The sequence below is a fragment of the Coleofasciculus sp. G2-EDA-02 genome (genome assembly GCF_040226375.1).
Lineage (GTDB): Bacteria > Cyanobacteriota > Cyanobacteriia > Cyanobacteriales > Coleofasciculaceae > Coleofasciculus.
Window position 1 is genome coordinate 15175 of the sequence record NZ_JAVKEW010000100.1, and the last position, 20850, is coordinate 36024.

The window sequence follows — 20850 nt, forward strand, 5'->3', positions numbered from 1 at the left end:
ACAACCTACCACCAAATCAAGCGTCGGGGTGGAAAGCCTGACTCCTCCCACGAGTCTCCAGCTTCGTTCAAAACAGCCTCCAGTTCAACCACGGTAAACTCATAACCATCAGTAGCCGCCATTTCTACAAACTCTTCCTTGGTTTTGAGTGCGTCGTACTTAGCTCGCAAGGTTTTATCTTTTCCGCCTGCTTCGAGTAAATTGATCACATTGTCTTGAGACATCTTGGCTGACCTCCATTAGAAACCTGGGTAATACCAATTCTGGATAAAGTTGCACTTGCTCTACCCTACCGCTTACGCCACCTACCCTGACTAAAGAAAGGTTTGCCTGGGTAAATACAGTAGATCAAAGTCCCCCTTTTTAAGGGGGATTTAGGGGGATCGACAATGTACCGCATAGCAGAGCAAACTGCTGTATTCAGTGCAATGTTCCAAGGAAATGGCATAAGATAGCTCATCTCATTGGTAGTATCTCAGCCTATCCGGTAGTTTTTTGTATTTAAGATATCTTTTTGGGATTATTTTTTCCTGAGAACTGTTGCAATTTATTACTATAAAATTAAAAATTTTACAATTAATGAACTAGAGACGCACTCATGCAAACAAGCTGCTCAAAAATTAACCTCACGACTCCTCAGGCTGAATCACTTCAAAGTCGGATTCATCCAGAGACACAATCAAAGGAACGTCCTTCGGATTAACTAAATTTTTTTCTAAACAGACTACCCAACGTCCTGACTCTTCACGACTTTGGATAATCCCCTGAATACCCGCAGCATATTCAGGGTGGATAACCCGAATTAAGGTTCCTACCTTGAGCATTAGCCAAATAGTATCTGGTTTCCCGTCCCTAAGCATGAGGGACGTTCTGTAATTTTAACTCTATTTTAACCTTTTCTTATACAGAAGAATACCTAGGGTGACAAGTATGCAGATCCCCGTTTTTGTCAAGGTTTCCGGACATAATAGTTAGCTATTATTCCATCAAGATTAGTCGCAGCGCATCTAAACAAACATACCAGGGAAAGGGGCGGTCTTTGAGATCTGCCCATTTTTCCTTGTAGACCTCAACTTGCAGGTGGTAGTGTTGGGAATGATCAGGAGGATGATGTAGTTTTATATATAACGTTGTCCGGTGTTGCGTCTCACTGGTCATAACCAGCCAACAGGGAAAGGTATTCTCTGCATCGGGATGGCTGGGGAAGGTGAGGTGGTGGGCGCGAATTCCCACAGATGTTAATGAATCAGGAATTGGTTCAACCACCTGAAGCGTACAGCCCCAATCTTGCGCCTCAATTTTTTGGGGTTCAATTTTCCGGGCGGTGGAAAAGTTTTTGCATTCAGTAACCTGTGCGACTTCAAAGCTAGGAGGACGCTCGAAAATATTCTCTTTGGCATCATTAGCAATAACTTTTCCTTGAGAAAGAATGAGCAAATTATGGCAGATTCGATAGGCTTCTTCTAGCTTATGAGTAACAAATAAAGTTACACCATCATAAGTAGAGAGGGTTTCAATCAGCAGTTTTTCAATCCGGCTGCGTAAATAAGTATCCAGGGCGGAAAGAGGTTCATCTAAGAGTAAGGCTTCTGGATGAATTGCCAAAGCCCTAGCTAAAGCAACTCGCTGCTGCTGTCCGCCAGAAATTTGCTCAGGGTAGCGGTTTTCTAATCCTTGCAACTGCATCATATCCATATATTTGGCAACGCGCTGTCTGCGTTCAGCCTGGGGCAAATCTTGCAGACCAAAGGCGATATTTTGGGTAATGGTTAAATGGGGAAATAGGGCATAGTTTTGAAACACAAAACCAATCCGGCGTTGGCGACTGGGAATATTAATTCCTCGTTGCGAATCAAATAAAACTCGTCCATTGAGAACAATCCGCCCCTGGTTTGGTGAGTCTAATCCGGCAATGCAGCGCAGTGTCATACTTTTGCCAGAACCGGATGTGCCTAAGAGTCCTAATGGCTGTCCATTGGCTTCTAATTGAGTTTCTAATGTAAACCCAGGTAAGTGCTTTTTCAGGTTGACAAAAAGTCCTTTATTACCATAAATAACGCCCTTTGCTAAGGGAGAATGGCGATAACTCTGAAGGTTTTTTGTGGCATAATTAAAGAATGAAATTACATTTGCCACACGATCTGTGGCGATGGATAACCAATGTGCGATCGCGTGCCACTTGGCGGAGTGCTGTGTTCCTGACCAGTAGTTGATTGCAGCAATTACCCCGAGTGCGATCGCCACCATCAGCAACACCCAGTTCAACGCCTCTCCCATCTTACCCGCTTCCGCCGCAAAGAAGATCGCGATCGGCATAGTTTGGGTTTTACCCGGAATACTACCGGCTAACATTAATGTGGCACCAAATTCTCCTAAAGCCCTGGCAAAGGCTAAAATCGTTCCCGAAACCACGCCAGGTAATGCCAAAGGTAAGAGAATCTGCCAAAAAATCCGCCATTCTGATGCCCCTAATGTCTGAGCGCAATAAATCAAATCCTTGTCAATTTGTTCAAAGGCACTCAGTACCGTTTTATACATTAAGGGAAACGCCACCACTGTCGCCGCGATAACCGTTGCTGACCAAGAAAATATTACCGTAATTCCTAATTGCTTTAACATTTGTCCCACGGGACTATTTCTGCCTAGTAGTAGCAGCAGGAGAAAACCGATAACAGTCGGCGGTAGCACCAAAGGAAGGGTAAACAAACCATCAATTAATCCTTTCGCTTTACCGCTATAGCTATACATCCATCGGGCGGCGGCAATTCCTAGTAAGAAGGCGAAGATTGTGGCGACAAATGCAGTTTTTAGAGAAATCCACAGCGGAGATAAATCTGAATAGGGCATTCTATTCGTCCAGTAATCGAATTATGGCGAGAAGGTTGTGGGATGGTTCGATTGATAATATCTCAGCTTTTTCTAGCGTTTTCTGTAGTTTAACTATCTTTTTATACCTTGGGTTCGTAGTAGGGAGCTTTAGTCTATAAACCAAACCTATAAACTCGCCTCGATTAAACGGTGAAATGGCAGGATGATTTTTTTAACGCTCCAGGTACGCAGAGGTAAGCGCAGAGGTACGCAGAGGGAGTTGGCGGTTGGGGAAGGACATTTACAACAGTAGGGGCGCAAGGCTTGCGTCCAAGGCATAGTATCTGATTCGATCAGGAAACTCTATATTTGAAACCGTTAATTGTCAGCCAAGCTGAAACCATAGTCCTTAAACACAGTTTTAGCAGGTTCAGTTGAGAGAAACTGCACAAATTCTTTCGCTGAATCTGGATTTTTACTCTCTTTTAAGACGGCAACTGGATAAATAATTGGTGCGTGAGAGGCGTCTGGTGCTGTGGCGACAACTTTGACATTATCTGATACTTTAGCATCCGTGGCATAGACTAAACCTGCCTCAACATTTCCGGTTTCTACATAAGAGAGAACTTGGCGCACATCTTTGGCGAAAACCAGTTTTGTTTGAAGGGGTGCATATAAGTTTAGTGAAGTGAGGACTTGCTTGCCATATTGTCCAGCGGGTACAGTTTCCGGGTCGCCAATTGCTACTTTTTTCACTTTATCGGTACTCAATTCTTTGAAATTAAAAATATCGGTTTTATCCTTTGGTGTAACTAGAACAATTGAATTTTCTAGCAAATCTTTGCGCGTATCCGTTAGCAGTAAGTCTTTCTCTTGCAAAGCTTTCATCTGTTTCGGCGCGGCGGAGAGAAAGACATCTACGGGCGCTCCCTGTTCGATTTGCTGTTGCAGAGAACCGGAAGAGCCAAAGTTATAGGTAATGGTAACGTTAGCTTGTTCTTGAGTATACAAGGGCGCGATCGCTTTCATGGCATCCTGGAGGCTAGCCGCTGCTGATACCGTGAGTTCTACAGATTCGGGTGACGTTGCGGAAGGGTTTGGAGGTGTCATTTGAGAACAACCCACGACGATTAAGAATGTCGCAACCATCCAAACCATTAAGGAAAAAACACGTCGTTTTTTCATTTTGCTTTTGACTTGTTTTTACTGTTAAACTTGGTTATTATGCAGCTTGGCTTCAAATATCCACCCGCTCAAAATAGACAAAAAAGCAGACATTATCAACTTTACAACCTTCTGCCTTCTTATGCTAACGGCTCAATTTCTACCTGGATATCAGCAGGCTGGGCATAATAGGGAGCGGTTAACACCAACCCATCTACGCCGGTTGCCGCATAATTGGCAATATTACCCTCATTAATCCCGCCCGCTGCCAAGGTAATCAGGGTTGGATTCATGGACTTAATCTGGGGAATTGCCTCCGCTAATGCCTCCACATTTACTTTGTCAAATTGAATCCCATCGATGCCTGAAGTGGCTAGGTTAAAAGCGGTAGCCATATCTTTAACTTCAACAATGACTTTCTTTTCCTTTACCTGGCGCTTGATTAAGGGTATCTGCTGAATTAGTTGGTCAATTGAACCCAAAAAGTTGAGATGCTGTTGGAAGATTAAAACAGTTTCCGAAACTCCCAATCGATGGGGATATGCTCCACCCGCTAAGATGGCTTTCACGGCGATGGGTTTGGTTGCTGGGATCACTTTGCGAGTGGTATAGAGCATCACATCTTGATTAGCCGCTTGTGCTATTTGCACCAAATTGTAGGTTTTGGTGGCTACTCCACAGGCATACTCGAGTAAATTCTGGGTAGGTTTCCAGGCGAGATGCAAGGCGGCGGCGTTTCCCGTAGCACTGAGAAAGGGGACTCCTGCGTCTGAGATTTGACCCGTTGCCAAGATTGCTGTCACGTCTGCCCCAGTTTGGCGTAAGATACTGGCGGCTTCCTCGGTGCAGGCTAGAACGGTTTTGGCGCGAGTGGTAAAGCGGATTGTCCCTGTGCGATCGCCAATTCCTAGCACCTGAGTGGTTAAATCAAAATAGGGAACGTCTTCTTGGATTAACTGCTGTAGTAACTGCTGTGAGATAAAAACCATTACTTATGCCGCATTTTTGCCTTCGGTAGTCTGTTTTGGCTATATCAGTTTTGCGAGGGTAAAAGTGAGTAAAATAATACAATTTGCTGTTTTTATAAAATTATTCAGCGAAATCAGCAAATTCAGTAATTTTTGGTATTATTAGCTGGTTAACCAATGACTAAATCAGGGATTGAACTATGGAAGTTAGCGCTCGCAATACCTTTAAAGGAACAGTAAAAAAGGTTATACCTGGAGCCGTTAACAGTGAGGTGACTATAGAAGTTGCTCCTGGGGTGGAAATGACGGCAATTATCACCAAGTCTTCTGCGGAACGGCTTGGTCTTGCCGAGGGTAAGGAAGCGTATGCTGTTGTTAAAGCGACAGATGTCATGGTGGCAACAGATTAAAGGGTGCGTGATTGAACATCAGGTTGTCCCAAATTCTCAGTTTTCACCAATTAGCAGCCGCCCTGAATCGTAGGGGCGCACAGACGTGCGCCCTGCTTGTAGTAAGGGCTTTAGCCCTTGATTTCGTTGGGTTTCCTTAGGTCAACCCAACCGACAACCTATTCCACAATTTGTGAAAGAATAATTAAACCTTAACCACAACCCAAGCCACTCCCGGTACATTCTCCAACTTTACCAGAGGCAACTTGCCGTTTACCCTTCAGCTTTGACAAATCACTTCCTTCATAAACCGCTTGCAATCCCGTCTCAATAAAACCGCTCATTTCCACGGGAAGCACACCGCACTTGGTCAAAATTTCTTTGGGGTTATCGCCAATACTACTCGCTAAAATCGCTCGACAATCTTTAAGCATATTAGCGACTTTTTGCCACCGTTCAAAACCACTTCCACGGTCAGGGGCAAGGCGTTCTTCCACTAAAGTAAACCCTTGATCCGTTTTCTGCCAAATCTGAAACTGCTCCGCTTGACCTAAATGCTGATTCACCAAAATTCCTTCAACGCTTGCCACAGCCACATAGGGGCGTTCTTTTTCTTCAATGGGAATAACTTTCTTAGAACAAGCAATTAAACAACCGTGGAATTCTTCTGACTGATCTGCACCCAAAAGTCCCACTGCATCTGCCCGACAGCGCGTGCAATGGCGCATTTGCGGTAAATATTCCTCGCATTCTTTGCGAATTTTCGCCATCATAATTGCATCGGGTTCAGTCAATCCCTCAAATGGCGTTTCTGCGGTGGGATACATCGCCATGGCATTAAATAAATCTGCCCCCAATTCTGCCATGGCTTTGGCGACTTCCACCACATGATGATCATTAATTCCCGGCATGACAATGCAGTTAATTTTCACCGTAATTCCTGCGGCTTTCAGTCCTTTAACGGCGGCTAATTGGCGTTCTAAGAGTAACGTAGCGCCTTTTAATCCCTGATACACTGACTTTTCATCCCGCACCCAACGGTAAACTTTGCGAGTAATATCAGGGTCGATCGCGTTGATGGTAACGGTAACGTGACTGACGCCAATTTCGGCAATTTCTTCGATATACTCGGATTTGAGATTCAAGCCATTGGTCGCCAAGCAGAGAATTAAGTCGGGAAACTTTTCCCGCAGTAGGCGCATTGTGCCTAAGGTTTCCTCTGGATTGGCAAAGGGATCACCTGGACCCGCAATTCCAGCAACACTAATTCTCGGTTCTTTCTCTAATACCTTTTCCATATAAAAAGCGGCTTGGGCGGGAGAAAGAATGGTACTGGTTACACCGGGTCTACTTTCGTTGACGCAATCATATTTGCGATTGCAATAATTGCATTGGATATTGCACTTAGGTGCCACAGGCAAATGAACTCTTCCGAACTGTCCTTTTACCTTGACATTAAAACAAGGGTGATTTTCCAAATTAACCGTAGCTGTCATAGTTTTATCTCCTGAAGTGATGAGTTGAATTTAGAGAAACACTCTCTAAACTAAGTCAGTAACAAATGGTTAAATCGTGACTCGTAAACGAATGACAAATGACAAAACTAGAGATAGCCATACCCCACAGGTGAATCGGTTTGCTTCTTCTCGATAATTGCATTCACAATCCGATCTAATAGGTTCTGAGTGCCGCGATAACCCAGATGTAGCATCCGCTGTCCGCCAAAGCGATCGTGAATGGGGAAGCCTACCCGGATCAGGGGAATTTGATGTTGTTTGGCTATTGAATATCCTTTACTGGTGCCAATCAACATATCGGGGTTTAGGCTTTCGATTTCTTCGGCAATTTCATAGAAATCAAATCCTTCTTTGATGATTGGCGGTTCGGTAACAATATCAGAAGTAACCGCGTGAATTGCTTCGGCAAAATGTCCACTATTTCCCCCTGAAGAACATAAGACTATCTTCATGCCAATTTCGGCTAAAAATGCCGTTAACCCGACACACAAATCCTCTTCCCCATAAACAACCACCCGCTTACCAAATAGATATTTATGGGAATCAACATAGGCATCAACTAACCGTCCCCGTTCTAGTTCATGTTTTCTCGGTGTAGCGCAACCAGAAACCTCTTCTAGGGCGTCAAAGAAGCGATCGCACTCTCGCAACCCAATTGGCATACCCAAGGCGTACAGGGGAACACCGCAGCGTTCAGCTAGCAGTTGACCCCCAGAATTACCGCTACGCTGCAACACTTGACCGAACTCAATCGTGGCGCTAGAATGTCCCATACTTTGAATTGCCGCAATTGGCGTTCCCCCTTCCGGAATCTTTTCATAGTCCATTTGCGCCGGTCCGTCTAAGGTTTCTGAGATATCCGGTAGGATAATTCCCGGATGATTAAAATCATCGAGAACTTCTTTTAAATAACGGATATCGGCTGGAGAGACTAATCCAGGTAAAAGATTGACCGTGGCTTCCCCCCCTTTCAAAGGGGGGGTTGGGGGGGATTCAATTGCTAATTGATCAATAACTGCCCTTACTGTGGCATGGAAGCCTTCCATGTGGGTGCCACTATAACTGGGAGTAGAGACATTCAACAAGGTTGGCAATTCCCTGTCGCCAAATTCTTCCTTAAATTCTTTCAAAAATCCTGTGACATCATCACCAATGGTTTCAGTCAAGCAAGTGGTGGCAATTCCCACAACTTTCGCGCCATATTTATCCATAACATTGAGGATACCTTTTTTCAGGTTAGGTCCTCCGCCATAAACGGCATGTTTTTCACTCAATGAAGATGAGGCGATATCAATGGGTTCGCGAAAGTGACTAATGATATAACGCCTCATGTAGGTGGCGCAGCCTTGTGATCCATGCAGGAATGGCACAGTTCCCTCAATACCTCGAAAGGCGATGCAAGCGCCGAGAGGTTTACAGAGTTTACAGGCGTTAGTGGTGGAAACGTAAGCTTCTGTTTTTTGTTTAATTTTGAGTTTCTTAGACATGGGTCAATCGGTGGCAGCGAATTAGGTAACGGATGAGAAAGAGGCGGAATATTGAAGCTACGAAGGGTTTTTACGCGGTACGAATTTCCAGACGGGAGACATGACGGTGCTATGTACTTCTTTGGCAAAATTAACCATTCCCACAAACCCTTCTAACGCTTCTTTTCGTTCGTGGTTATGGTCGCAAAACCCTAGCCCTAATTTATAGGCAATGGGTCGTTCTTTTACTCCACCGACAAAGATATCAACATCTTTTTCTTTTAAAAATGCTGATAGTTCTAAGGGGTTAGAATCATCAACAATAATTGTGCCTTCATCTGTGACTTCGTGGAGTTCTCGGTAGTCTTCGCTGGTTCCCGTTTGCGAACCAACCATAACCACATCCATGCCTAAAAGTCGGAAGGCTTTAACTAAGGAAAAAGCTTTGAACGCACCGCCAACATAAATCGCCGCTTTTTTACCTTGTAAGTCTTTGCGGTACTCTTGCAGTTTAGTATACAACAGCGTTAATTCTTCACGCACTAATTCTTGAGCGCGTTTGAGAATTTCTGGGTCATCCTCAAAGAATCGGGCAACTTTATACAAGGCTTCCGCCATGTCTTCTACGCCAAAATAAGATACTCGCAGAAAAGGAGTCCCATACTTCTCCTTCATCATCTTGGCTAAGTCCATCGTCGCCCCAGAACACTGAACCACGTTGAGTGCAGCGCCGTGCGATCGCGCAATATCTCCAACTCTACCATCCCCTGTGATGTTGGCAACAACCTGGATACCCATGCGTTCAAAATATTCACGGATAATCCAAATTTCTCCGGCTAAATTAAAATCGCCCAAAATATTAATACTGCGTGGAGAAATCCCTGTAGTATCCCCTGTACCGACTAAGCGGAACATAGCGGTACAAGCGGCATTGTATCCCGCCCGTTTGTTGCCCTTAAATCCTTCTGATTTAACCGGAATTACCGGGATATTTTTTTCTTGGCTAACTCGCTTACAAATCGCTTCTAAATCATCGCCAATAATGCCCACTATACAGGTAGAATAAACAAACGCTGCATTGGGGTGATGTCGGTCAATCAGTTCCGTTAACGCCTGATAAAGTTTTTTCTCACCACCAAAGATGACATCGCGTTCTTGTAAGTCAGTGGAAAAACTCAACCGATGCAATTCTGGACCCGATGAAAGCGCCCCGCGAATATCCCACGTATACGCCGCGCACCCGATAGGTCCATGAACTAAATGAACCGCATCAGCGATGGGGTATAAAACAACGCGAGAACCACAAAAGACGCAAGCCCGTTGGCTAACTGCACCAGCAAGGCTGTCTTTATTACATTCAAGGTCAAATGGTTGATTCCCCTTGCGGTGAATTTGCTTTTCACGTTCTTGGAAAATAACAGGTTCCATGTCGTCAGGCTCAAAAACGTTGTACAAAAATACTTTTAGAAAAAGTGAAAAAGGTGAGGTAAGCCCCGACACCCGCCAAGAACTCAAGTTCTGGGCTTATAGCTCAAGTCGTCTAAAGACGACTTGAATTCTTTCGTGTAGGGGCAACCCGCTTGTACAAATCAACAACTCCAGAAGCAGGGCGGGTTTAGTCACATCGAGGTGTCACCGAAAAGATAGTAGTAAAACCCGCCCCTACAGAGGATCGGGTCGCCCTTGACTATCTAAAATTTAACTAACAAAGAGGTAATCCTCTGCGGGTTTGCCTTCTTCTAAGGCGTCGAGGATTTCGTCAATTGCTTCTTCGTCAACATTGCCGTACCAGTAATTGTCTGGGTAAACCATCATCACAGGTCCGTTGTTGCACAGATTCATGCATCCAGTTGGGGAAACAAGAGCGTCTAAACCGCGATCGGTGATTTCTGATTCGAGATACTGGATTAAAGTAGTAGAATCCTTTTTCTGACAAACTCCTTTAGCGTCGCCATTAGCTCTAAAGCTGGAACAAACGAAGATATGGTGTTCAGGTTTCTGCATGATAAACCCCCTTAAAAAGGATAAAAAATTAAGGATGATTTTTGAGTTTTTAAGGAATAACTCAAACCTTTGCTTTAGGCGGGTTTAGTCTCATCAGGGTGACAACATAAGATAAGAGTTAAACCCGCCCCTACCTCTAGCGAACCAATTCAAACAGCTCATCGGGAGCATCCCGGTCTAGGCGTTCGAGTAAGGTGTTGCAAATATTAGAAAGCAGGTAGATACCGCCCCAGTAGCAGGCTGTGGGGAAATAACTGTGACCGACGCGATCTAGAATGGGGAAACCAAAGCGCACGATCGGAATATCTTCATCACGACCGATATACTTGCCGTATTCATTACCCAAAAGCAAATCGACGGGCTCATTTTTAATCAGTTGATGCAGGTAGAATAAGTCGGCATTGGCAGCGACAACAGCATCAGGCACCGTATCCTTGAGGATATCTTTGACCCGTTCTTCAAAGCGCTTACCGACAGGGCTACCGGTAATCACGTAAACCGGTAACATACCGCAGTCTACGAGAAACTCAGTCGCTGAAAGAACTTGGTCAGGGTCACCATATACTGCAACCCGCTTGCGATACAGGTACTGCTGCATATCCGTCATCACATCCACCAAACGTCCCCGGTCATCATTGAGCGACTCAGGTGGCGTAATATCACTGAATTCAATCAACGCTTGGACAAAGCGGTCAGTGGCGCGAAGACCGATGGGTAAGTCCAGGACACGAGACGGAACTTGGCACTTGTTTTGCAGTGCGGTGGCGGCAGCTTCAGAGGTAAAATTACCCAAGGCTAAGGTGGCGGTGCTATTCCCCGTGTCGATTAAATCGGGAATTTGCGTACCGCCTTTCGGGTACATCTGAAAATCGCCAGTTTTCGGCGTATCCACCACATCCGAGGTATCGGGGAAGACAATCGCTTCAATACCCATTTGGGTCAGCAACTGCTTAACCGCCCGCACATCAGAGGGTTCGACATAGCCAGGAATAATGTTGAGCTTGTTATTCGGCGTATCGGTTTTCGCAGATAAATAGGTCACCATCGCCTTGGTCATATTTGACCAGCCCGTGATATGAGAACCGACGTAGCTGGGAGTATTGGCGTGAATGACGTATTTTCCTTCTGGAACTGCCCCAGATTCACGGGCTTGGCGGATAAATGTGGGTAAATCATCGCCAATGGTTTCAGATAAGCAAGTGGTACTAACCGCCACCATATCCGGATTGTACACGGTAAAAATAGTGCTCAGGGCTTGCTTAAGGTTCGCACCACCGCCGAACACAGACGAACCCTCGGTAAAGGCGCTAGTTGCTGCCATGATGGGTTCTCTGTAGTGGCGTGTCAGGTGAGATTTGTGGAATGAGCAGCAGCCTTGGGAACCGTGGGAGTTCGGCAAGCAGCTGTGAATACCTAAGGCGGCGTACATTGCACCAATGGGCTGACAAGTCTTGGCAGGATTGATTCGTAGCGCTGTGCGTTCAACGATTTCTTTAGGGGTTGCTTCTAACATGATTCTGGTTCTCCTTTGTAGTGATTCGTAATTGGAGATTGGGGAATTGGAAATAGAGGATTAGGGATAGGGAATAGAGGATTAGGGATAGGGAATTGGGGATTAGGGATTAAGGTGGAGAATAATTCTCCTGCTCCCTCTGCTCCCCCGGCTCCCTCTGCTCCCCCGGCTCCCCCGGCTCCCCCGGCTCCCCCTGCTCCCTCTGCTCCCCCGGCTCCCCCTGCTCCCTTGCACCTCCGCTATTTCTGCCAGGGAGCTTTAACTAGCTTCCAAGTGGGGTTGTTAATCCGCATATCGATATCTTTGGCGAAATTAACTGCACCTTGGAATCCGGCAAACGGACCGCCGTAGTCGTAGTTGTGAAGTTGCTTACAAGGAACGCCAAACTTCTCAATTACATACTTGTCCTTAATCCCGGAACCGACGATATCGGGCTTGAGGCGCTTGATTAGAGTTTCTAGCTCATGATGGGAGATGTCATCAATCATCAATGTATCTTCACCCATCTCCGAAATCATCCCCTCGTACCGATTGAGGAACCCTTCTTCTTTAAGCTGCTCCACCCATGCCGGGTCAGCAGTTAGTTTGTAGCGTTCGGGGTCTTTTTCGACATGCAACTCTTCGATGTTGCGGGAGTCGGCGTCTACTTTTAACGGTAGGACTTGACGACCTTCGTAGTCATCCCGGTGGGCGAACTCATAGCCGGCGGCAATGGTTTTGATGCCCAAGTCAGCAAACAAATCTTGGTAGTGGTGAGCGCGAGAACCGCCTACAAACAGAATCGCACTCTTGCCTTGCAACCGTTCCCGAATCGGTGCAATTTCCGCTTCTGCGGCAGCCACCTCTTCGGTAATCACCTCTTCAATGCGCTGGGTGAGTGCCTCATCATTAAAGAATCGGGCAACCTTACGCAAGGACTTGGCAAAAGCTTGAACGCCGATGAAGCTGACCTTCGTCCAAGGAACCCCAAACTTGGTCTCCATCATCTCCGCCATGTAGTTAATTGAGCGGTGACACATGACTAAGTTAAACTTAGCTAAATGGGCTTTTGTTGCTGCATCGTAAGTGCCGTCACCACTGAATGTAGCAATGACTTTAATCCCACACTTCTCAAGCACCCGCTCAATTTCATAGGAATCGCCGCCGATGTTGTACTCACCCAAAAGGTTGACGGTGAAGCCTTCAATTTCTTCGTCTTCTGCTTCGCCTTCACCAACCCAATTTTTAAAGAAGCCATTGTTAGCGATGTGGTGACCCGCAGACTGGGAAACGCCTTTATATCCTTCGCAGTTAAAGGCGACAACCGAAATGCCGAGTTCTTCAGTCATCTCTTTGGCAACGGTTTGGATATCGTCACCAATTAACCCGACTGGACAGGTGGCTGTGATGGTAATTGCATTGGGCTTGAAGATGTCATAGCCTTCCTGAACTGCCTGACGCAGCTTTTTGACACCGCCGAAGACAATATCAGAGTCCTGCATGTCAGTGGTGACGCAGTAGCTCATGTAATTCTTGCCATCTTCACGAGTCCGATACTGGTTGCGTCGCGTCATCCAGGTGTAGTACGAACAGCCTACTGGTCCGTGAACAATGTGAAGCACATCACCAAACGGACCAACAACCACCCCTTTACATCCGGCAAAGGCACAGTGTCTGGTGTTGAGAATGCCCGGAACCGTCCGCACATTAGCCTGAATTTCCTGTCCTTCGATGGACGGGTCCCGCATAACGATATGCTTTGCCCGTTTTCTGGCAACTTTGGCTGGGTAGGGCGCCACCATCTCTTTGGTAACGTCTTTCGGGTCTACTGTATACGTAGCCTTTTCTAATTTCAAGGTATCTGAATCATGGGGAGTCATAATCGTTTTCTCCTGTCTTAATTGCTTTGCTGGAAGGGCGGATTCAATCAAGTTATCGATAAAACAAAGCCCCTACATCGGGAGTTCCCAGACGTGCCATGGCGTAGTTCCCAGACGTGCCATGGCACGTCTCTACATGGCTGGGAAACCTTAGCCCGTCATTTCATCAATTGCGACTAAACCTGTTTCTTGGGTTCTAACTCGGACGCTATCGTCAATGGGCAGAACAAAGATTTTTCCATCTCCTGGGTTACCGGTTTGATTCGCTTCAATCAGGGCGTCAACCACTTGCTGAACGTTGTCATCGGGAACAACCAGACTGAGCATCCGTTTGGGAATTAAACGGTGTCCTTTAGCCAGGAGGGGCAGCAAATCACTGCTATCTTGGGGATTTTCGTTAATTGCTTTTACTAACTGAAAGTCCACAGGCTGCCTGCCTCTACCGACCACTTTCACCGCTGTCACTGAAGGAAAACCAGCTTTACTTAATATTTCTTTCGTCTGGTTAATCTTGTTCATCCTGATGACAGCAAGAACTTCTTTCATAACCTTCTACACCGAGATTTAGTCTCGTGCCTCCTAACATAAACCGGGGAGTTCTCTTGTAGAAACCGTTATTAACGATTTCTACAAGAACAATGGATACAAAATGGGTCTCATCTTTAGCGCGTAGCCAGCGCAGGTTCTTTCTTACTCGAATCGGCTTTGCCGGAGCTGATGGTGTAGACTTCTTCCACAGGACTGACAAATATCTTGCCGTCTCCTGCTGCTCCTTCTGCTCCCGTGCGAGCGCTGCCTAGAATTGCCCGAATCACAAACTCTTTTTCGGCATCGGGAACCACCACCATCAACAGGACTTTAGGCAGTTCATCGTAAAGCACGTTGCCAATTTTTAGACCCCGTTGTTTGCCTCGACCAAAGACATCAACTTTAGTAACGGCTGGATAACCGACGTCTAAGAGCGCTTGCATTACTTCGTCACTCTTTTCCGGTCGAATAATCGCTCTCACCATTATCGTCATGGGATGTTACCTCCAAACAATTGCGATTGTATTTCAGGGGTGGAAGGTATGGAATGTTTTATAACCTTCCACCTACAACACACACTGCATCTTTAACCGTACAAGCCGAACTTAACAAGTAGTTTTTCCAACTCGTCATTCTTCATGGGTGTTGGGATGACGTGATTAGTATTCTCGTCAATCGCTTTAGCTAAGCTGCGATAATGACCGGCTTGCTCGCAATCGGGGTCATATTCAATCACCGTCTTGCGGTTAAGTTCTGCCCGTTGAACCATATTGTCGCGGGGCAAGAAATAAATCATCTGAGTGCCGAGGGATTCAGCCAATGCTTCGATAAGTTCAGCTTCCAGATCAACTTTACGGCTATTGCAAATCAAACCGCCTAAACGAACACCGCCAGATTCAGCGTATTTTTGAATGCCTCGGCAGATGTTATTGGCGGCATACATTGCCATCATTTCGCCGGAGGTAACGATGTAAATTTCTTGGGCTTTACCTTCCCGAATTGGCATGGCGAAACCGCCGCAAACTACGTCGCCTAATACGTCGTAGAAGGCATAGTCAAGACCTTCACTTTCGTCATAAGCGCCGAGTTGTTCGAGCATACTAATTGAGGTGATAATACCTCGACCCGCACAGCCTACGCCCGGTTCTGGACCACCGGATTCTACGCAGAGGGTTTTGCCATATCCTTCTTTACGGATTTCGTCGAGATCGACGTCGTCGCCTTCTTCGCGCAAGGTATCTAACACACTCTTTTGGTGCAAACCACCGAGCAACAAGCGAGTAGAGTCTGCTTTGGGGTCACAACCAACGATCATGATTTTGCGACCCAGTTCGACAAGTCCAGCCACTGTATTTTGTGTGGTTGTGGATTTACCGATTCCACCTTTACCGTAAATAGCAATCTTCCTCATTTCAGACCTCCATTAGGATCAATTATTTGATGTGTCGATTTTATTTCGACCGACAAAATTAACGTTTAATTGAAGTGAATTCGGCGAACATTTTTCTATGTAAATATCCGAAAGCTTCAAGTTAATCAGGAAAACATTGAACTTTTATCCTGGTAGCATTTTTTGTTTTCCTGATGATTTAATCATAGAAGCCAACTCAAGCGATAAAAGTGTGCTTTGCTACAAAAAACGAAGTTTATTGGTTTAGTTTTTATTCGGTATTTTTCCGTTTGTAACAAAGTCTATATCTTTCTATGTGAACGATAAATCAATTGTCTATAAGGAATTAATTTAAATCTTTATTTATTATTAAATAGTGACCATTGACACTGTTTTTAATTCAGGGTTATCAAGGGTAAATATTACTTATAGCAACCGCCATAGCGGTTAGGACACATCATTTGGTTCCAGACGTTGCAGGCAACGTCTCTACAACAGTTCGTTTGTCCTAATCGATGTGTCTACTGCTATATTTGTAGAGTCAATCTGACCTGTTATAGGTCAAAAAAAAACCTTGGCAATTTACCAAGGGTTATCACGGAGTTACGTTAAAACCTGTTCAATCAGAAACTGAAGTCAAAAATTCCACATTAAACAACGGCTTCAACAATAAGAGTAGGAGACACTCGTTCCTGAAGCCGCTTTTCGATCGCCATCTTGAGTGTAATCATCACACTGGGACAACCATCGCACGATCCTTTGAGAACCACCTTGACGCGATCGCCCTCTACGTCATACAACTCCACATCGCCGCCGTCATAGGCTAATGTTGGACGCACTTCCGCCTCAAGTACCTGCTGAATCAAGGTAATTTTTTGCAAGTTCGTGAGTGTGCTAGGGGTTTTAGATCCTCCCTCGCCCGCATTTCTAGGGGAAGTAGATGGAGTGGATGGAGTAGCAGCGACAACGGAGGGTTGAGGAATCGGAGATGACAAAGATACTGCTGTATTTAATTTCTGCTGTTCTTGAGTAACATCGATCACCAGATCATCGATATCTGCTAAACAAGACCCACACCCCCCACCGGCTTTAATATAGTTGGTAACTTCTTCGGCGGTGGTGAGGTAATTTTCCCGAATCAGTCGCTTAATCTTGGCGGAACTGACACCGAAGCAACTACAAACCAGGGGACTTTCGTCCTCTTCCTCCGGTCTAACCGGAACCCCTTTATAATTAGAAATCGCCGCTTCCAGGGCTTCTTGACCCATCACCGAACAGTGCATCTTCTCCTGAGGTAAGCCACCCAAATAGCTAGCAATCTGGCGATTCGTCAGTTGCAGAGCCTCATCAACCGTCATCCCCTTAATCAGATCAGTCAGCGCCGAGGAAGACGCGATCGCACTGGCACAGCCAAAGGTTTGAAAACGGGCTTCTAGGATGGTATCGGTTGTAGTATCAATCCTCAGATACAAGCGCAACGCATCGCCACAAACAATACTGCCAATCTCACCAACCGCGATCGTTTCTGTCGTACCACAATCTTGAGTCGCGATCGCGCCCATATTATGAGGATTATGAAACAAATCCATTACCTTGTCAGTGTAGTCCCACATGGCTTATTCTCCCGTTATTTGTCATTCGTCATTCGTCATTTGTCATTCGTCATTCGTCATTCGTCATTCGTCATTACGTCAAGTCGGGGCGGGTTTAGTTACATCTAGGTGTAACCGAAAAGATAGTAGTGAAACCCGCCCCGACAATTCCCCTGATGTAGAGACGTAGCATGCTACGTCTCTACAGCACCGTCATCACCCCTCTACCCTTCTGCTCCCTGGCTGTTTGCAGCCAACCCTGTTCTTCGTCCGCTTCATTCTTGAAGGGGGAAATCGTTCGCAAACGTTCTACAATTGGTGGCATCACTTCCAACACCCGATCAATTTCCGCCGAGGTGGTATATCGGGACAAACTAAAGCGAATCGAACCATGGAGAAGGGTATAAGGTAGTCCCATCGCCCGCAGTACATGAGACGGTTCTAATGATCCAGATGTGCAAGCAGAACCCGATGAGGCGCAGATACCGAAGCGATCCAGGGAAAGTAAAATCGCTTCGCCTTCAATGTACTTAAAACCGATATTCGTTGTATTCGGTAGCCGCATCGACGGATGACCATTAAGCTGACAATCGGAAATCCGACTCAGTAATCCTTGTTCCAAGCGATCGCGTAATTCCTTCACCTGGGTAACTTCTTCGCTGACGTGCTGGATTGCCAATTCCGCCGCTTTCCCCAGCCCAATAATTCCTGGAACATTGGGCGTACCTCCCCGACGCCCCCGTTCTTGGTGCCCCCCAATGAGTAGAGGACGGAAGCGCACGCCTTTGCGAACATAAAGTACCCCAATTCCTTTAGGGGCATGAAGTTTATGACCCGAAAGAACCAAAAAATCAACAGTGCTCTCGCTCATATTCAAGGGAACTTTACCCACCGCCTGCACCGCATCAACGTGGAACAAAATGCCCCGTTCTTTAACAATTTGCCCAATCCGTTCAATCGGGAAAATTGTCCCCGTTTCATTATTGGCGCACATCACCGAAACCAGAGCCGTGTCGTCGGTGAGAGAAGCTTTAAGTTCCTTGAGATCAATCAACCCTTTGCCATTAACGGGTAGGTAAGTCACCCGATATCCTTCTTTTTCCAGTCGTTTACAAAGACTGTAAACCGCTGGATGTTCCACCGCCGTGGTAACAATGTGCTTCTTTTCCGGTTGGGTGATCAAAGCAGCGCGAATCGCAGCATTGTCCCCTTCAGTACCGCAACTGGTAAAAATAATTTCTGTTGGTTGAGCGCCCAATAATGCCGCAACTTTTTCTCGTGCTTGCTCTAAGCTGCGGGATAATTGTCCACCAAACGTGTGCATGCTGGAGGGATTTCCATAATATTCACTCAGATAAGGCAGCATCTCCTCCAGCACAGCCTCATCTACACGGGTGGTGGCATTGTTATCTAAATAAATTACACTCATAGGTTTACCTATAAAACATCAGTCTCGCTTGATTGATCATGGCGGATTTAATAGGGGCGGGTTTGACTACTATCATTCAAGGTTGCACCCAGATATGAGTAAACCCGCCCCGACAAAGTTTTTGTCAAACATTATCCATAAAACCCACCCCTACACCATTTGATATTGCTCATAGAAGTCCAACACCACGTTTTCAATCACGTCATACGCCTCAACACATTCAATTCCCTTTGCCTGCAATTGTTCTTTGGGACAGTTACCAATCTTGGAAACCAAGACGGCTTGGCAATCACAAAGCGTTTGAATGATGTTGTCGAGTACCTCGGCTTCGCCATAACCGCCTTGGCAATATGGAGTCACCGGACGACGATCAATACAACGCGCTTGTTCGCAATCGACTTCGTAAATCTCGAATTCTTTAGCATGACCGAAGTGTTGATTAACCAAGCCACCCCCTTTACTAGCAACAGCGACGCGGATTTTAGTCCGATTGGCGGTAGAGGAGGTATGGCTCGTTCGAGTGGCTTGCAGGAATTCTTTAAACTGCTCCTTGCCAGTTTGTAGTTCCTGATGTCGTTTAAGGTCGTATTCTGATTTCATCTTCAGATTGTTGATTTTCATGAATTCCTTCCTCCTCCGGTGTCCGCCAATCGCCTTGTGGTCTTCAGGTGGTTGTCTAAGGAATTAGCGAATAAATGCACCCTTGAAACCCAACGCCAATACTTAAACAGTTAAGTATAAAGGAGTTTAGCGATCCTCCTTCATACTTTCCTTAATTCCGGCGACATTGGTTTTTATAGCAGTTCTGTCTAAAAATGATGCTTTGTTCGATTCGGATTAAGAGTTATTAGATTAATTAAGTATGAACTCATTACCCTAAAGTCTTAAGATAGGGGCATTTCAAATTTCTTTGGGGGTAGGGGTTCTAGTTTTTTGGGGATGGGGTGTAAGTATTTAAAGGGTGGGGCGCGAGTATTTTTTCACTCAAGCTCAAATCCAATTGCAGTGCCGGATTGAGCCGATTTTATTCGATTCTTCCTTTGAGTACAAAGCTGTACTCAAAACCCTTATCGGATTAATCTCCAGTTTGAGCTTAAATCGAACTTCTGTATCTAAATTAGCATTTTTTGGATAAGTCTGCATTTCTATCGATTTTTTTTAGAATTCCCCTGTTTTCTCATCACCTATCATCACTAATAGTAATGTTTTGAGTCCACAAATACTAGAACCTCGACCCAAAAATATTCGTATCCTGGACAAAAAATACGAGTACCCTTATCCCTACAGGACTTTGAAACGCAGATAAAATCAGAACCTAGAGCCTTGAGTACATGATTAATTACAGGATAAATCTAACCCGTGGCTGATTTTCAAGTTAGCCATCATGCATCTGGTATAAGCAAAAAAAGTATAGATAAACTCCTTTTCAGGGGGGAACGCAATGCTACAGTCCACCACAAATTGCCCAATGACGCGATCGCAGCTTGCCACCCCGGTTAAATCGACGTCATCATCTCCCGTATCCCACCCACTTTCTAGAGTCAGAACCCCGTTTCAGGTGATCAAGCAAGGCTGGCAAACCCTCTTAACCGACTTTCAGATTATCTTTGAACGAGATCCGGCTGCCCGGAATCGGTTAGAGGTATTGGTTTGCTATCCCGGCTTACAGGCGCTGATTAGCCATCGCCTCGCCCATTGGCTGCATCGTCAGAGAGTACCCTTCTTTCCCCGCTTTATGTCTCAACTGGCGCGATTGTTCACCGGAATCGAAATTCATCCAGGGGCGGTGATGGGTAAGGGCGTATTCATTGATCATGGCATGGGCGTGGTGATTGGTGAAACGGCGATTGTGGGTGATTATTGTTTAATTTACCAAGGCGCAACCCTGGGGGGAACAGGTAAAGAAACTGGCAAACGCCATCCCACATTAGGCAATAATGTGGTGGTGAGTGCAGGTGCAAAGGTATTGGGGAATATCCATATTGGCGATAATGTTCGCATTGGGGCGGGTTCAGTGGTGTTGCGAGATGTCCCCACAGATTGCACGGTGGTGGGAGTACCAGGGCGAATTGTGCGTCAGTCTGGCAAACGCATTGATCCGTTAGAACATGGGCAACTTCCCGATACACAAGCAGCAGCGCTTCAGGTTTTACGCGATCGCATCACCGAACTCGAACAGCAATTGGAATCCTTGAGTAGGGGTTTGGTAACCAAACCCCTAGG

Annotated in this window: 19 protein-coding genes and 1 pseudogene; 2 read left to right on the top strand and 18 right to left on the bottom strand. The window is 45.8% G+C overall.

Annotated elements, in window-relative coordinates; all coding sequences use genetic code 11:
• Window positions 1-5: 5 nt before the first annotated feature.
• The 5 genes from RLO19_RS11105 to modD form a co-directional block, all read right to left on the bottom strand.
• The gene (locus RLO19_RS11105) at window positions 6-224 is read right to left on the bottom strand and encodes a Nif11-like leader peptide family natural product precursor (protein WP_446339995.1); all 219 of its coding nucleotides are present in this window, start codon (window positions 222-224) and stop codon (window positions 6-8) included.
• 402 nt (window positions 225-626) lie between these two features.
• Complete coding sequence (locus tag RLO19_RS11110) at window positions 627-860, bottom strand: hypothetical protein (protein WP_446356354.1); 234 nt, start codon at window positions 858-860, stop codon at window positions 627-629.
• 118 nt (window positions 861-978) lie between these two features.
• The gene (modB, locus tag RLO19_RS11115) at window positions 979-2847 is read right to left on the bottom strand and encodes a molybdate ABC transporter permease subunit (RefSeq protein ID WP_446356356.1); all 1869 of its coding nucleotides are present in this window, start codon (window positions 2845-2847) and stop codon (window positions 979-981) included.
• A 339-nt stretch (window positions 2848-3186) separates the two neighbouring features.
• The gene (gene modA / locus RLO19_RS11120; protein ID WP_446356357.1) at window positions 3187-3993 is read right to left on the bottom strand and encodes a molybdate ABC transporter substrate-binding protein; all 807 of its coding nucleotides are present in this window, start codon (window positions 3991-3993) and stop codon (window positions 3187-3189) included.
• A 119-nt stretch (window positions 3994-4112) separates the two neighbouring features.
• A complete protein-coding gene (modD, locus tag RLO19_RS11125) occupies window positions 4113-4961 on the bottom strand; it encodes a ModD protein (RefSeq protein ID WP_446356359.1) in 849 nt (282 codons plus the stop codon).
• Window positions 4962-5140: 179 nt separating this feature from the next.
• Between modD and RLO19_RS11130 the strand changes: the two genes are divergently transcribed.
• Window positions 5141-5350, top strand: a complete 210-nt coding sequence (locus RLO19_RS11130; RefSeq protein WP_446340005.1) for a TOBE domain-containing protein — start codon at window positions 5141-5143, stop codon at window positions 5348-5350.
• Window positions 5351-5541: 191 nt separating this feature from the next.
• On the opposite strand, the gene nifB is transcribed toward RLO19_RS11130, so the two are convergent.
• From nifB to RLO19_RS11195, 13 genes are all read right to left on the bottom strand, one after another.
• Window positions 5542-6825, bottom strand: coding sequence for a nitrogenase cofactor biosynthesis protein NifB (gene nifB, locus RLO19_RS11135; protein ID WP_446356360.1), 1284 nt, complete (start codon window positions 6823-6825; stop codon window positions 5542-5544).
• Between the two features lie 107 nt (window positions 6826-6932).
• Window positions 6933-8333, bottom strand: coding sequence for a nitrogenase component 1 (locus tag RLO19_RS11140; RefSeq protein ID WP_446356362.1), 1401 nt, complete (start codon window positions 8331-8333; stop codon window positions 6933-6935).
• Between the two features lie 57 nt (window positions 8334-8390).
• A complete protein-coding gene (gene nifE, locus RLO19_RS11145) occupies window positions 8391-9740 on the bottom strand; it encodes a nitrogenase iron-molybdenum cofactor biosynthesis protein NifE (RefSeq protein ID WP_446356364.1) in 1350 nt (449 codons plus the stop codon).
• 270 nt (window positions 9741-10010) lie between these two features.
• A complete protein-coding gene (locus RLO19_RS11150) occupies window positions 10011-10316 on the bottom strand; it encodes a (2Fe-2S) ferredoxin domain-containing protein (protein WP_446356365.1) in 306 nt (101 codons plus the stop codon).
• Between the two features lie 136 nt (window positions 10317-10452).
• Entirely contained in the window at window positions 10453-11829 is a 1377-nt protein-coding gene (gene nifK, locus RLO19_RS11155; protein WP_446356367.1) for a nitrogenase molybdenum-iron protein subunit beta, read from the bottom strand.
• 239 nt (window positions 11830-12068) lie between these two features.
• On the bottom strand, window positions 12069-13688 hold the full coding sequence (gene nifD / locus RLO19_RS11160) for a nitrogenase molybdenum-iron protein alpha chain (RefSeq protein ID WP_446356369.1): 1620 nt from the start codon (window positions 13686-13688) through the stop codon (window positions 12069-12071).
• A 150-nt stretch (window positions 13689-13838) separates the two neighbouring features.
• Entirely contained in the window at window positions 13839-14234 is a 396-nt protein-coding gene (locus RLO19_RS11165; protein ID WP_446356371.1) for a P-II family nitrogen regulator, read from the bottom strand.
• A 116-nt stretch (window positions 14235-14350) separates the two neighbouring features.
• Window positions 14351-14710, bottom strand: coding sequence for a P-II family nitrogen regulator (locus tag RLO19_RS11170; RefSeq protein ID WP_446356373.1), 360 nt, complete (start codon window positions 14708-14710; stop codon window positions 14351-14353).
• A gap of 92 nt (window positions 14711-14802) precedes the next feature.
• Entirely contained in the window at window positions 14803-15627 is an 825-nt protein-coding gene (gene nifH / locus RLO19_RS11175) for a nitrogenase iron protein (RefSeq protein ID WP_446356375.1), read from the bottom strand.
• A gap of 629 nt (window positions 15628-16256) precedes the next feature.
• Window positions 16257-17219 (bottom strand): Fe-S cluster assembly protein NifU, encoded by a 963-nt coding sequence (gene nifU, locus RLO19_RS11180; protein WP_446356377.1) that lies wholly within the window; start codon window positions 17217-17219, stop codon window positions 16257-16259.
• A gap of 181 nt (window positions 17220-17400) precedes the next feature.
• Complete coding sequence (gene nifS, locus RLO19_RS11185) at window positions 17401-18627, bottom strand: cysteine desulfurase NifS (RefSeq protein ID WP_446356378.1); 1227 nt, start codon at window positions 18625-18627, stop codon at window positions 17401-17403.
• Between the two features lie 150 nt (window positions 18628-18777).
• A complete protein-coding gene (locus RLO19_RS11190; RefSeq protein ID WP_446356380.1) occupies window positions 18778-19248 on the bottom strand; it encodes a NifB/NifX family molybdenum-iron cluster-binding protein in 471 nt (156 codons plus the stop codon).
• A 369-nt stretch (window positions 19249-19617) separates the two neighbouring features.
• Window positions 19618-19770 carry a hypothetical protein gene (locus RLO19_RS11195; protein ID WP_446356381.1) on the bottom strand — a complete coding sequence of 51 codons (153 nt, stop codon included), beginning with the start codon at window positions 19768-19770 and terminating at the stop codon, window positions 19618-19620.
• A 418-nt stretch (window positions 19771-20188) separates the two neighbouring features.
• On the opposite strand from RLO19_RS11195, the pseudogene cysE reads away from it, so the two are divergent.
• Window positions 20189-20824, top strand: a pseudogene (gene cysE, locus RLO19_RS11200) (serine O-acetyltransferase); the annotation flags it as partial.
• Window positions 20825-20850: the final 26 nt, after the last annotated feature.